Origin of the sequence: Mycolicibacterium chlorophenolicum (assembly GCF_001044235.1) — a bacterium.
GTDB classification, from domain to species: domain Bacteria; phylum Actinomycetota; class Actinomycetes; order Mycobacteriales; family Mycobacteriaceae; genus Mycobacterium; species Mycobacterium chlorophenolicum.
Map to the genome: position 1 here is coordinate 148089 of NZ_JYNL01000069.1, position 11910 is coordinate 159998.

The window sequence follows — 11910 nt, forward strand, 5'->3', positions numbered from 1 at the left end:
CGCTAGCTGGTGACGCCCTTGAGTTCGTCGCCGAGGGCGGCTGCCTCATCCGGGGTCAGCTCGACGACAAGTCGGCCCCCGCCTTCCAGTGGTACCCGCATCACGATGCCGCGCCCCTCCTTGGTTGCTTCCAGTGGACCGTCGCCGGTCCGGGGCTTCATCGCCGCCATCGAGTGCCTCCTCCACAATGGGCGTGCCCGTCAGGGCCCGATTCGTCGTACGAGCCATGACGTCGAATGCTGACCGCATCGGCTCTGAACTGCTCTAGACGTCCATTGTTCCCTATCCGGGCCAGCTCGTGTGTCAAGACCCGCTATCGCTGCGCGTCCGGACCTTTGTGGGCCTCGACGAAGAAGCCGCCGCCGGTGGCCGCAGCGGGCCATCGGCCGAACGCCGCGCCGGGCTCGGCCACGTCGGTCACGGTGGCCCGCCAGCCCAGCGATTCGGCCAGCTCCCCCGGCGCGTCACTGCCGAACAGCCACGGCGATCCCTGCGCGGCCATCGCGGCGAGCAGACCCGCCATCGCCGGTGCGGTCAGCAGCGTCGCGCTCACGATGTCGTAGAGCAGCACCGAGCCGGGCGCCGACAGCGCGTCCACCCGGTCGAACAACCGGTGCACGGCGTCGCCGTCGAGATACTGCAGCAGACCCTCGATCAGCCACGCGGTGGGCTGCGAGGGATCCAGGCCGGCGGCGGTCACCGCGGCACTCCAGTCGCCGGCCAGATCGGCGCCGAGGGTCACCCGGGCGCAGCGCGGCTGCTCGTCGGCGAGCACGCCGTCTTTGGCGGCGATGACGGCGGGCTGGTCCACCTCGAAGACGGTGGTGCCCGGCGGCCACGCGAGCCGGAACGCACGGGCGTCGAGCCCGGCGGCCAGGATGACCACCTGCCGTGCGGTCTGCGCGGCACGCAGCAGCGCCTCGTCCCAGAACCGGGTCCGCACCACGATCTGGGCGGTCGACTGCTCCCCCGCCTCGGCGACCATGCGCGCGAGCATCTCCCGGCCCGCGTCACCAGCCAGGCGCGCGGCGAACGGGTCCTCGAACAGCGGACGGTCCCGCCGCGACTCCTTGGCTCGGATGGCGGCGACGAGGACCGCGGTGCGCGCGACCGCCTCCGCGGTCACGAGCGGGGCACCCAGCAGTCGGCGACATGGTCGTCGACCATGCCCGTGGCCTGCATCAGCGCGTACGCCGTCGTCGGGCCGACGAAGCGGAAGCCCCGCCGTTTCAGCTCCTTGGCCATCGCCGTGGACTCCGCGGTGACGGCGGCGACCGCGGACAGATCTCCCGGCCGCGGCCGGGTGGCGCGGTCGGCGGGGGCGAACGACCACAACAGCTCGGCCAGGTCGTCGCCGGCGTCAGCGAGGTCGGCCACCGCGCGGGCGTTGGAGATGGTGGCCTCGATCTTCGACCGGTTGCGCACGATGCCCGGGTCGGCCATCAACCGGTCGACGTCGCGGTCGGTGTAGCGGGCGACGCGGCCGACGTCGAAGCCGTCGAACGCCGCCCGGAAGTTGTCCCGCTTGCGCAGGATGATCAGCCAGGACAACCCGCTCTGGAACGCCTCGAGGCTGATCCGCTCGAACAGCGCGGCCGAGTCGCGCAGCGGGCGTCCCCACTCGGTGTCGTGGTAATCGCGGTAGAGCACGAAATCGTCGGCCGACAGACGTGACCGGTCGATCCAGCCGCACCGGATCCGGTCGTCCGGTGGCGCCTCGGTCACCCCTCGCCGCCCGCCGTCTCGGACGCCCGGATCGCCGCCAGCTCACCGCGGAGATCGTCGATCTCGCGGGCCAGCCGCTCCAGCACCCAGTCGACCTCGGCGACCTTGTAGCCGCGCAGCGTCTGGGTGAACTTCAGCGCGTCGACGTCAGCGCCGGTGACACCCGCCGCGGGCAGCACGGTGGCCGTCGTCGCCTTCGGCAGCGGGGGCAGCACCTCGCCGCGGCCGAACAGCACACTGCCGATCGCGAACAGCACGATCCCGACCAGCACGAGCACCACGAGGTAGAGCAGTACGAGCGTCACACGTCGATACTGCCGGATGCTCCCGACAAACCGAACCTCAGCGCGGGCGCAGTGTGATCATCGGCGGACGGTCGTCCAGCGACACCGCCGACGTCCGCGGCGTGTAGTCCTCGCCGTCGGCGAAGAACTGGGTGAGCCCCACCCCGGAGTCGGGGACACCGCAGCGCTGCAGCAGCGTGCCGATGACCTGACGGCTCATCGCGGCCAGCTCGGTCAGCGGGCGGTTGCGGTGGGTGCGCACCCCGAGGTTGACCTGCGCGATCGCGTCGAGTCCGAGCCGGTCGTACGTGTCGACCAGCAGACCGATCTCCACGCCGTAGCCCGGCGCGAACGGCACCGCCGTCAGCAGCTCCCGGGTGCCGGCGTACTCGCCGCCCAGCGGCTGGTACAGGCAGGACAGCTCGGGCCGCAGCGCGGCCAGCAGCGGGCGGGCCACCAGCTCGGTGACGCGGCCGCCGCCGTTGGCGTCCTCGCGGCCGCTGACCTTGAGCGGGCGCCGGTAGAACCCCTTGACCAGGTGCACGCCCTCGGCGGTCAGCAGCGGGCCGAGCAGCTTGGGCACGAACATCGGATCGGGGTCCAGCAGATCGGAGTCGACGAACGCGATCAGGTCGCCGGTGGTCGCGGCGAGCGAGCGCCACAGCACCTCGCCCTTGCCGGGTTGGGGGGCCACCTCGGGCAACGCGACCTCGCGGCTCACCACTCGTGCGCCGGCGGCGACCGCGCGGATCTCGGTGTCGTCGGTGGAGCCGGAGTCCAGCACGATGAGTTCGTCGACCAGCCCGCCGAGCAGCGGCGTGATCGTCTCCACCACCCCGGCGACCGTCTCCTCCTCGTTGAGCGCGGGCAGCACGACCGAGACCGTGCGGCCCTTCTTGGCGGCTTCCAGCTCGGCGACCGTCCAGGACGGCCTGCTCCAGCTGTGGTCGGTCAGCCAGCGGTGCTCGGCCATCCCATCGGCGACCGTGTCCGTGACGCGATCAGACAACACCGTCATGCCAGTCCTCTCACCGTGCGTTGCGGTGGACGGACGCCGTGGATCGACGCCACCATCTCCAGTACCCGACGTGTGGGGCCCACCTCGTGCACCCGGAACATCGCGGCACCGTCGGCGGCGGCGAGCGCGGTCGCAGCCAGGGTGCCCTCGAGGCGGTCGGTGAGTCCCACCCCCAGAGTCTCCCCGACGAAATCCTTGTTGCTCAGCGCCATCAGGACGGGCCATCCAGTGTTTACAAGCTCTTTTACGTGGCGCAACAAACTAAGACCGTGGTAAGTGTTCTTGCCGAAATCGTGGGTCGGATCGATGACGATGCCGTCCCGGCGCACCCCGAGCGCCACCGCGCGCTCGGCGGCCGTGGTGACCTCCGCGAGCACGTCGTCGACCACGCCGCGCTCGGTGATCCCGTAGTTCACCCGGAACGGCCGGGTCCGGGGCACCGCGCCGCCGGTGTGCGAGCACACCAGGCCCGCGCCGAACTCGGCGGCGACGGCAGGCAGGTCCGGATCGGCGCCCGCCCAGGTGTCGTTGATCAGGTCCGCACCGGCCGCGCACGCCTGCTTGGCGACCTCGGCGCGCCAGGTGTCGACGCTGATCAGCTGGTCGGGGAAGGTGCCGCGGAGCCATTCGATGAACGGCACGACGCGGGCGATCTCCTCGCCCACACCGACCGTCTGCCCCGGGCCGGCCTTCACCCCACCGACGTCCACGATGTCGGCGCCGTCGGCGACCACGCGGTGGGCCGCCTGCTTGGCGGCCTCGTCGGTGAACGTGGCGCCACGGTCGTAGAACGAGTCCGGCGTGCGGTTCACGATCGCCATGATCAGCGCCCGATCACCGGCCACCGGCCGCCCGAGAAACGTCGACTGCACGCCTACCAGGCTACGGACCCGCGAATTCGGCGTGCTTATCGACGCTGAGCGACGACAAGCACGCCGAAATCACTCTCTACTTGGGCTTCTTGCCCGCCGCGACCTCTTCGGGGTACTCGTCGTAGAACGGCACGTACCCCTCGTCCTTGCCGGACAGCACGTAGATCGGATCGTCGATCTCGACGTCCTCGGAATCGTCGTCGTCGCCGGAGGCCTTGCCGTAGCCCTCCTTGCGCAGGTCGCCCTTCTGCGACTTGAACGTCGAGGTGTGCGCCAGCTCCTCGACCACCCGGACGAACAGCGGCACCGCGTACCCGGGCAGCTTGTCGAACGCCGCCTTGGCCAGTGACTTGCCGTCGAACTCCTGGCCCTCCTTGAGCTGCACCGCCGCCATCCCGGCGCGGCCGCCCGCGCCGGGCACCTCGACGCCGAAGACCGTGGCCTCCTCGACCTGCGGATCGGTCGAGATCGCCGCCTCGACCTCGGTGGTGGCGACGTTCTCGCCCTTCCACCGGAATGTGTCGCCGAGCCGGTCGGTGAACGCGGCGTGCCCGAAGCCCTGGGCGCGCATCAGGTCGCCGGTGTTGAACCAGACGTCGCCCTCCTTGAACGCGTCGCGCACCAGCTTCTTCTCGGTGGCCTCCTTGTCGGTGTAGCCGTCGAAGGGCTGGAAGTTGCTCACCTTGGACAGCAGCAGACCGGGCTGGCCGTTCTTGACCTTGCGCAGCCGGCCGTTGTCGTCGCGCTTGGGTTCGCCGGTGTCCTGGTCGTATTCGACGAACGCGACCGGAGTCGGGCAGATCCCGGTGGTCTTGTCGATGTTGAGGACGTTGACGAACGCGGTGTTGCCTTCGGAGGCCGCGTAGAACTCGCAAACCCGCTTGATGCCGAACCGCTCCGTGAAGTCGTCCCAGATGGCCGGGCGCAGACCGTTGCCCGCGATGACCCGCACCTTGTGCTGGCGGTCGGTCGGCTTCTCTTCCTTGCCCAGCAGGTAGGTGCAGATCTCACCGATGTAGACGAACGCGGTGGCCTCGTAGCGGATGACGTCGTCCCAGAACTTCGAGGCCGAGAACGACTTGCCCAGCGCGAGGGTCGCCCCGGAGTTCAGCACCGACGACAGTGCGACCGTCAGCGCGTTGTTGTGGTAGAGCGGCAGGCAGCAGTACAGCGTGTCGCTGCTGTTCAGCCGCATGCCCAGGCCGCCGAAGCCGGCCAGTGCGCGCAGCCAGCGGTAGTGCGTCATCACGCTGGCCTTCGGCATCCCGGTGGTGCCGGAGGTGAAGATGTAGAACGCCTTGTCCTTGGCGAGCACCGCCGAGGTGGTGGCCGGATTGGTGGTCGGTGCGGTGGCGCCGAGCTGCTTCATCTCGTCGACGGTGACCAGGCCGGAGGTGTCGGCGCCGCTCTCGTTGATCGGCTCGACCAGGTCGACCTCGGCGATCACCACCTTCGCCTCGAGCAGTCCGAGGCTGTGGGAGAGCACGTCGCCGCGCTGGTGGTAGTTGAGCATCCCGGCGATGGCGCCGCACTTGACCGCGGCGAGCATCAGCAGCACCGAGTCCGGCGAGTTGCGCAGCATGACGCCGACGACGTCGCCGTGCCCGACGCCGCCCGCGGCCAGCACCGCGGCGTAGCGGTTGACGGTCTCGTTGGCCTCGCCGTAGGTCAGCTCGGTGTCCTCGAACTTGATGAAGACCTTGTCCGCGTAGCGGCCCGCCCGATCCTGGAACACCTTGCCGATGGACGTCTTCGCCGTCGGGCGGGCGAGGAATCCGGTGACGACCCCCTGCAGGATCGTGGGCGTGTCCATCAGCAGTCCCGGTACCTGGCCCGCGATGTCGAGTACCCCGACACTGCTCCGTTTGCCGGACTTCCCACTCATTCCCCGCTCCTCATGGTCGTTGTGTCGGTCACCCTAGCCGGGCGCGCACGCGGCCAGAGCGGAGTCGACGTCGTCGACGACGATGAGACGCGCCAGCGCGCCCTCGGCGACGTACCCGCTTCCGACCAGCCCGCGTAGCCAGGCCAGCAGTCCGTCGTAGTGCCCGAGAGTGTCGAGCATCACGATCGGCTTGGAGTGCATACCCAAATAGCCCGCTGTCCAGGCTTCGAAGAATTCCTCGAGTGTGCCGATGCCGCCGGGCAGCGCGATGAACGCGTCGGCGCGGTCCTCCATCACCTGTTTGCGCTCACGCATGGTGTCGGTGACGACGAGTTCGTCGGCCTCGGTGTCGGCGACCTCGCGGTGCACGAGCGCCTTGGGGATGACCCCGATGGTGTGGCCGCCGTGGGAGCGGGCCGCGGCGGCCACCTCTCCCATCGCCGAGACGTTGCCGCCGCCGGACACCAGCGCCCAGCCGCGGTCGGCGATGCCGGTGCCGACCCGGCGCGCGAGGTCGAGAAGGGCGGGATGGGTGGGGCCCGATGCGCAATAGACGCAGACGGCCCATCGACGGTCAGGTTCTTGGGACACGAGCTAAAACTTAGCCATAGACTCCGGCGGTGCCTGTGCCCGCGCCTGTCCCCTGGGTGACTGCACCGGACGAACCTGCGCTGGCACAACTCGAGTCGGGGGTGCAGCACCGGTCGGGCGCGGCGCTGATCGGACCCGCCGGCGTCGGCAAGACCTGGCTGACGCGCCGCGCCGTCGAGCGCCTGGGGTCGGGCTTCCCGCGGGTCGACTGGGTGCGTGCCACCTCGGCGCGCCGGCCCCTTCCGTTCGCCGCATTCGAGCACCTCCTCGAGGTGCCGGAGACCGGGAAGACCGCCGCGGTGTTGCGCGTCGCCCGCGAGAGTCTCGGTGACGGCCGGCTGCTGGTGATCGACGACGCGCACCTGCTCGACTCGCTGTCGGCGGCACTGGTCTATCAGCTGGCGGTGAGCGCGACGGTGCGAATACTGCTGTCCGCCACCGACAACGAGGCCCCCGCCGAGATCGCCGCGCTGTGGCGTGACGGCCTGGTGACCCGCATCGACCTGGACCCGCCGGGCCACGACGACGAGCGGCTGATGGCGCACGTCACCGACTTCGTCGACACGCTGCCTGCCGCCTCCCGCCGGGTGCTGGAGGTGCTGTCGGTGTACGAGCCGCTCAGCCTCGAGGACGTGGCGGTGCTGACGAGCGCGCACGCCGTCGACGAGGCCGCGCAGGCGGGGGCGATCGCCGTCGACGAGGACGGGGTGCGTCCGGCGCATCCGCTGTTCTGCGACGCGGTGCGCGGCGAGCTCGGCGGCCCTGATCTACGCCGGCTGCGCTCGGCGGTGGTGGGGCGTCTGGCGGCGGCGGGCCCGCGCGGCGTCGTCGCCCGGCTCCGGTTGGCGACACTGGCGATCGACAGCGACCGGCCGCAGCCGGTGGCCGAGGTGTGCGCGGCCGCGCGGGATGCGTTGCGGCTGGGTGATCTGGAGCTCAGCGAACGGCTGGGCAGGGCCGCGCTCGCGCGGGAACCCGGGCTGGACGCCCGCCTGACCGTCGGGTACGCGTTGGCGTGGCAGGGCCGCGGCCGCGACGCCGACGCGGTGCTCGCCGAGATCGATCCCGCCGCGCTCGGCGAAGAGGAGCTGATGGCCTGGGCGCTGCCCACCGCGGCCAACCAGTTCTGGATGCTGTCCGAACCGGAGCGCGCGACGGCGTTCCTGCAGGCGACCCGCAGCAAGGTCGGCTCCGCGGCGGCCCGCACGACGCTCGACGCGCTGTCGGCCACGTTCGCGATGAACGCCGGAAACCTCGTTCGGGCAACCGAACTCGCTCACGAGGTGCTGGACTCGGTGACGGCCGACGAGACCGCGATCGGGTGGGCGGGTTCGGCGGCGGCGTTGTGCGCGGCCCGGATGGGCCGGCTGGCCGAGGTCGACGCGCTGGCCGAGCGGGCCATGTCGGCCGGGCAGCCGGGGCTGCTGCGGTTCACCAGCGGCTTCGGTCAGACCACGGCGCTGCTGCTCACCGGTGAGCCCGACCGGGCGCTGGCACTGGCGCAGCGGCTCACCGATTTCGCGCAGCGCAGGCAGCCCGGCCGCGCGATCGGCGAGGTCCTGACCGCCGACGTGCTGATCGCCACCGGCGAGACGGCGCGGGCGGTGCCGCTGCTGCGGGAGGCGGCCGTGACGCTGGCGCCGACGGGATACTCCTGGGGGCCGCTGGCGTGGATGCTGCTGGCGCAGGCGCTGGGCCGGCTCGGGGAGACCGTCGAGGCGGGAAAGACATTGGCGCGCGCCGAGTCCCGGCACGGGCTGAAGTCGATGCTGTTCGCCCCGGAGCTGGCCCTGGCCCGGGCGTGGACGACATCGGCGCGCCGCGACAGCCACGGCGCGGTGGCCGCGGTGCGCGACGCCGTCAAGGCCGCCGAACGCGGCGGGCAGCACGCGGTGGCGCTGCGGGCGGCCGCCGACGCCGTGCAGTTGGGTGACCCGCGCGGCGTGGAGACGCTGCGCCGGCTGTGCGTCACCGTCGACTGCGCGTTCGGTCGGTCCGCCCTGGCCGCCGCCGAAAACAGCTGAGGCTCAACGCACTACGCCGTCGGCGATGCGCAGGGTGCGGTCGAGGCCGATCCCGGCCAGGAACGCGTCGTCATGGCTGACCACGACGAACGCGCCCCGGTAGGCGGTCAGGGCGGCTTCGAGCTGGGCGACGCTGACCAGGTCCAGATTGTTGGTCGGTTCGTCGAGCAGCAGCAGCTGCGGCGCCGGTTCGGCGAACAGCACGCACACCAGCGTCGCGCGCAGCCGCTCTCCGCCCGACAGCGCGCCGACCGGGAGCTCGACGGCGTCGCCGCGGAACAGGAACTGCGCCAGCAGATGTCGCCGCCGGGTCACCGACAGTGTCGGGGCGGCCGCGGCGAGGTTGTCGGCGACCGTGCGCCCGTCGTCGAGCAGGTCCAGCCGCTGCGACAGATAGGCGATTCGGCCGCCGAAGCGTTCGACCGTGCCTCCGTCGGGGGTGACCTCCCCGAGCAGTGTCCGCAGCAGCGTGGTCTTCCCGCTGCCGTTGGGTCCGGTCAGGGCGATCCGCTCGGGACCGCGCACGGTCAGGTTCACCCCGGCGAGCACCTGCCGTCCGCCGCGTCCGAGTCGAACATCGTTCAGCTGCACCAGCGTCCGGCCTGCCGGGACCGTGGTGTCCGGCAGATCCAGGACCAGTGCGTCGTCGTCGCGGACGGCACGTTCGGCCTCGTCGAGCCGGACGCGGGCGTCGTCGAGCCGCCGGGCGTGCACGTCGTCGGTGCGCCCGGCCGTCTCCTGCGCGCGTCGCTTCATCGCGCCCGCGACGATCTTGGGCAGGCCCGCGTCGGGCAGTGAGCGCCGCGCCGTTCCGGCGCGCCGGTCGGCGCGCTCACGCGCCTGCTGACGCTGCCGCTTCTCGCGCTGCACCTGCTGCTCGGCCTGCCGGACCGCACTGCGGGCGGCCTGATCGGCATTCTCGACGGCATCCCGGTATGCACTGAAAGACCCTCCGTAGAGGGTGATCTCGTTACCGCGCAGCTCCGCGATGCCGTCCACGCGGTCGAGGAGCACCCGGTCGTGGCTGACCAGCAGCAGGCAGCCACTGAAGTCGTCGAGCGCCTCGTAGAGCCGGCCGCGGGCGTCGCGGTCCAGGTTGTTCGTCGGCTCGTCGAGGAGCAGGACATCGCTGCGCCGCAACAGCTCCCGCGCCAGCCCGAGGGTGACCACCTCACCGCCGGACAGCGTGCGCAGGGACCTGTCCAGGCCGATGTGGCCGAGCCCGAGGCGGTCGAGCTGGGCGCGGGCCCGCTCCTCGGCGTCCCAGTCGTCACCGATCGCGGCGAACACCTGCTCGCCGGCATCGCCGCGGGCGAGCGCGTCGAGGGCGGCCATCACGCCGGCCACGCCGAGAAGTTCGGCGACCGTGCGGTCATCGAGCAGCGGCAGCGTCTGGGGCAGGTAGCCGACGGTGCCGTCGACGGTGATCGTGCCCGCGGCGGGGGTCAGCTCACCGGCGACGAGTGCGAGCAGCGTGCTCTTGCCCGCGCCGTTGGGCGCGACGAGCCCGGTGCGGCCGGGGCCGACCGAGAACGACAGGTCGGTGAACACCGGGGTGTCGTCGGGCCAGGAGAACGAGACATGGGACAGGACGATCGATGACATGGGGAGCTCTCGAGACGTACTCGTGGGGAAAAGACGGCGGGACGGAGTCGTCAGCGCGAGAGCATGGGACCAGGGTAACCGGACCCGTCAACCGATTAAGTACCGCCGCAACATCTCGGTGACCGCGGTGATCTGATCGACATCGACGTGTTCGTCGGCGCGGTGCGCGGTGTTCGGGTCACCCGGTCCGTAGTTGACCGCGGGGATGCCCAGCGCCGCGAACCGGGACACGTCGGTCCAGCCGTACTTCGCCCGGACCTCTCCCCCGGCGGCGGTGACCAGCGCGGCCGCCGCGGGCCGGCTCAGGCCGGGCAGCGCGCCCGCCGCGGCATCGGTCAGCTCGACGGCCACGTCGAGGCCGTCGAAGACCTCGCGCACATGCGCGTAGGCCTGCTCGATGCTGCGGTCGGGCGCGAAGCGGAAGTTCACCGTCACCGAGGCGGCGTCGGGGATGACGTTGCCGGCGACGCCACCGTCGATCCGCACCGCCGAAAGGCCTTCGCGGTACACACAGCCGTCGATGTCGACGCTTCTGGCCTGATAGGCCTCGAGCCGGGCCAGCACGGCACCGAGTTTGTGAATCGCGTTGTCGCCCAGCCAGGATCGAGCCGAGTGCGCGCGGGTCCCGGTGGCGCTGATGACCACCCGCAGGGTGCCCTGGCAGCCGGCCTCGATCAGTCCGCCCGACGGCTCCCCGAGGATGGCGACATCGGCGGTCAGCCAGTCGGGCATCTCCTTCTCGATGCGGCCGAGGCCGTTGGCCGACGCCTCGATCTCCTCGCAGTCGTACATCACCAGCGTGATGTCGTGCGCGGGTTCGGCGACGGTGGCGACCAGGTGCAGGAACACCGCGTCGCCGGCTTTCATGTCCGAGGTCCCGCAGCCGTAGAGGAGTCGGCCGTCGCGGCGGCTGGGCAGGTTGTCGGCGGCGGGGACGGTGTCGGTGTGGCCGGCGAGCAGGACGCGCGAGGGACGGCCGAAGTCGGTGCGGGCCAGCACCGCGTCGCCGTTGCGGACGATCTCGAAGCCGGTGGTCTGCTCGCGCAGCGCGGTCTCGATCTCGTCGGCGATGCGCTGCTCGTGGCGGGATTCACTGGGGATGTCCACCAGCGCCGCGGTCAGCGCGATCGGATCACCGTGGAGGTCGAGCACGAGACACCACGTTAGCCGGTTCGCTAGCGTGAGAGCGCCGGACGCGTCCGCCGGCAAGGGAGGCCCCAGCCGAATGACGCCGACGCCGCAGGAGCCGGACTACCGGTTCACCCTCGCCAATGAGCGGACGTTCCTGGCGTGGATCCGCACTGCGCTGGCCCTGATCGCGGGCGGGGTGGCGATCGTGCAGTTCGTGCCGGCGTTCGGGATCGCCGGGGTGCGGCACATCCTGAGCGTGACGCTGACCTTGGCCGGCGGCGTGCTCGCCGTGGTCGCCGTCCGGCGCTGGCGCATCGTTCAGGAGGCCATGCGCAGCGGCGCCGAGTTGCCCCGAACCCGCATCCCGATGCTTCTCGGGACCGGCATCTTCGTCATGACGCTCGGCGTCCTCGTCGTCCTGCTGGTCTGGCCGCCGGCGGGGGGCTGACGTGCCCACCCCGGAGACCGCCAAGCCCGGGCTGCCGGCCGAGCGCACCCTGCTGTCGTGGGAGCGCAGTTCCCTGGGCCTGCTCGTCGGCGGAGCACTCATGCTGATCCGCCACCACGGCCCGCCCGTTGCGGGGCGGACCGTGCTGGCGGCGGTGGCCGGGCTCATGGCGCTGGTGGTGCTCGGTCTCGCGTATCGACGGTCGCGCCGCATCAGGACCGGATCGACCACCGTCGAGGCGCCGTCGCTGGAGGTCCTGGTTCTCGGTTACGGGACGGCGGCCTTCGGTCTCGCAGTGGCGGTCGCGCTCGTGCTGTCGCGGTGAGC

The 11910-nt window shown here is 71.3% G+C and carries 13 protein-coding genes; 3 read left to right on the forward strand and 10 right to left on the reverse strand.

The genetic code is table 11. From position 1 onward, the window contains the following. Positions 1–2: 2 nt before the first annotated feature. The 8 genes from MCHLDSM_RS36735 to MCHLDSM_RS30480 all read right to left on the reverse strand — a co-directional run bounded on the left by MCHLDSM_RS36735 (position 3) and on the right by MCHLDSM_RS30480 (position 6375). On the reverse strand, positions 3–170 hold the full coding sequence (locus tag MCHLDSM_RS36735; protein WP_003406247.1) for a DUF3117 domain-containing protein: 168 nt from the start codon (positions 168–170) through the stop codon (positions 3–5). 143 nt (positions 171–313) lie between these two features. Further along, entirely contained in the window at positions 314–1126 is an 813-nt protein-coding gene (locus tag MCHLDSM_RS30450) for an SAM-dependent methyltransferase (protein ID WP_109788986.1), read from the reverse strand. Further along, positions 1123–1725: a DNA-3-methyladenine glycosylase I gene (locus MCHLDSM_RS30455; RefSeq protein WP_048473522.1), complete on the reverse strand. Its 603-nt coding sequence runs from the start codon at positions 1723–1725 to the stop codon at positions 1123–1125. Before MCHLDSM_RS30455 ends, MCHLDSM_RS30450 begins: the two co-directional genes overlap by 4 nt. Next, a complete protein-coding gene (locus tag MCHLDSM_RS30460) occupies positions 1722–2030 on the reverse strand; it encodes a DivIVA domain-containing protein (protein ID WP_048473523.1) in 309 nt (102 codons plus the stop codon). The genes MCHLDSM_RS30455 and MCHLDSM_RS30460 overlap by 4 nt, the downstream gene beginning before the upstream one ends. 37 nt (positions 2031–2067) lie before the next feature. Further along, entirely contained in the window at positions 2068–3027 is a 960-nt protein-coding gene (locus MCHLDSM_RS30465) for a glucosyl-3-phosphoglycerate synthase (RefSeq protein WP_048418408.1), read from the reverse strand. Then, positions 3024–3899 (reverse strand): dihydropteroate synthase, encoded by an 876-nt coding sequence (gene folP / locus MCHLDSM_RS30470; RefSeq protein ID WP_048473524.1) that lies wholly within the window; start codon positions 3897–3899, stop codon positions 3024–3026. The genes MCHLDSM_RS30465 and folP overlap by 4 nt, the downstream gene beginning before the upstream one ends. Before the next feature lie 76 nt (positions 3900–3975). Continuing rightward, entirely contained in the window at positions 3976–5784 is a 1809-nt protein-coding gene (gene fadD6 / locus MCHLDSM_RS30475) for a long-chain-acyl-CoA synthetase FadD6 (RefSeq protein WP_048473525.1), read from the reverse strand. A gap of 33 nt (positions 5785–5817) precedes the next feature. After that, a complete protein-coding gene (locus MCHLDSM_RS30480) occupies positions 5818–6375 on the reverse strand; it encodes a cytokinin riboside 5'-monophosphate phosphoribohydrolase (protein WP_048473526.1) in 558 nt (185 codons plus the stop codon). 29 nt (positions 6376–6404) lie between these two features. Between MCHLDSM_RS30480 and MCHLDSM_RS30485 the strand changes: the two genes are divergently transcribed. Further along, positions 6405–8399, forward strand: coding sequence for an AAA family ATPase (locus MCHLDSM_RS30485; RefSeq protein ID WP_234714245.1), 1995 nt, complete (start codon positions 6405–6407; stop codon positions 8397–8399). Positions 8400–8402: 3 nt separating this feature from the next. On the opposite strand, the gene MCHLDSM_RS30490 is transcribed toward MCHLDSM_RS30485, so the two are convergent. After that, positions 8403–10004, reverse strand: a complete 1602-nt coding sequence (locus MCHLDSM_RS30490; RefSeq protein WP_048473528.1) for an ABC-F family ATP-binding cassette domain-containing protein — start codon at positions 10002–10004, stop codon at positions 8403–8405. An 87-nt stretch (positions 10005–10091) separates the two neighbouring features. Next, complete coding sequence (gene dapE / locus MCHLDSM_RS30495) at positions 10092–11156, reverse strand: succinyl-diaminopimelate desuccinylase (protein WP_048473529.1); 1065 nt, start codon at positions 11154–11156, stop codon at positions 10092–10094. 73 nt (positions 11157–11229) lie between these two features. On the opposite strand from dapE, the gene MCHLDSM_RS30500 reads away from it, so the two are divergent. After that, a complete protein-coding gene (locus tag MCHLDSM_RS30500; RefSeq protein ID WP_048473530.1) occupies positions 11230–11583 on the forward strand; it encodes a YidH family protein in 354 nt (117 codons plus the stop codon). Between the two features lies 1 nt (position 11584). Beyond that, positions 11585–11908, forward strand: coding sequence for a DUF202 domain-containing protein (locus MCHLDSM_RS30505; RefSeq protein WP_048473531.1), 324 nt, complete (start codon positions 11585–11587; stop codon positions 11906–11908). Positions 11909–11910 lie beyond the last annotated feature (2 nt).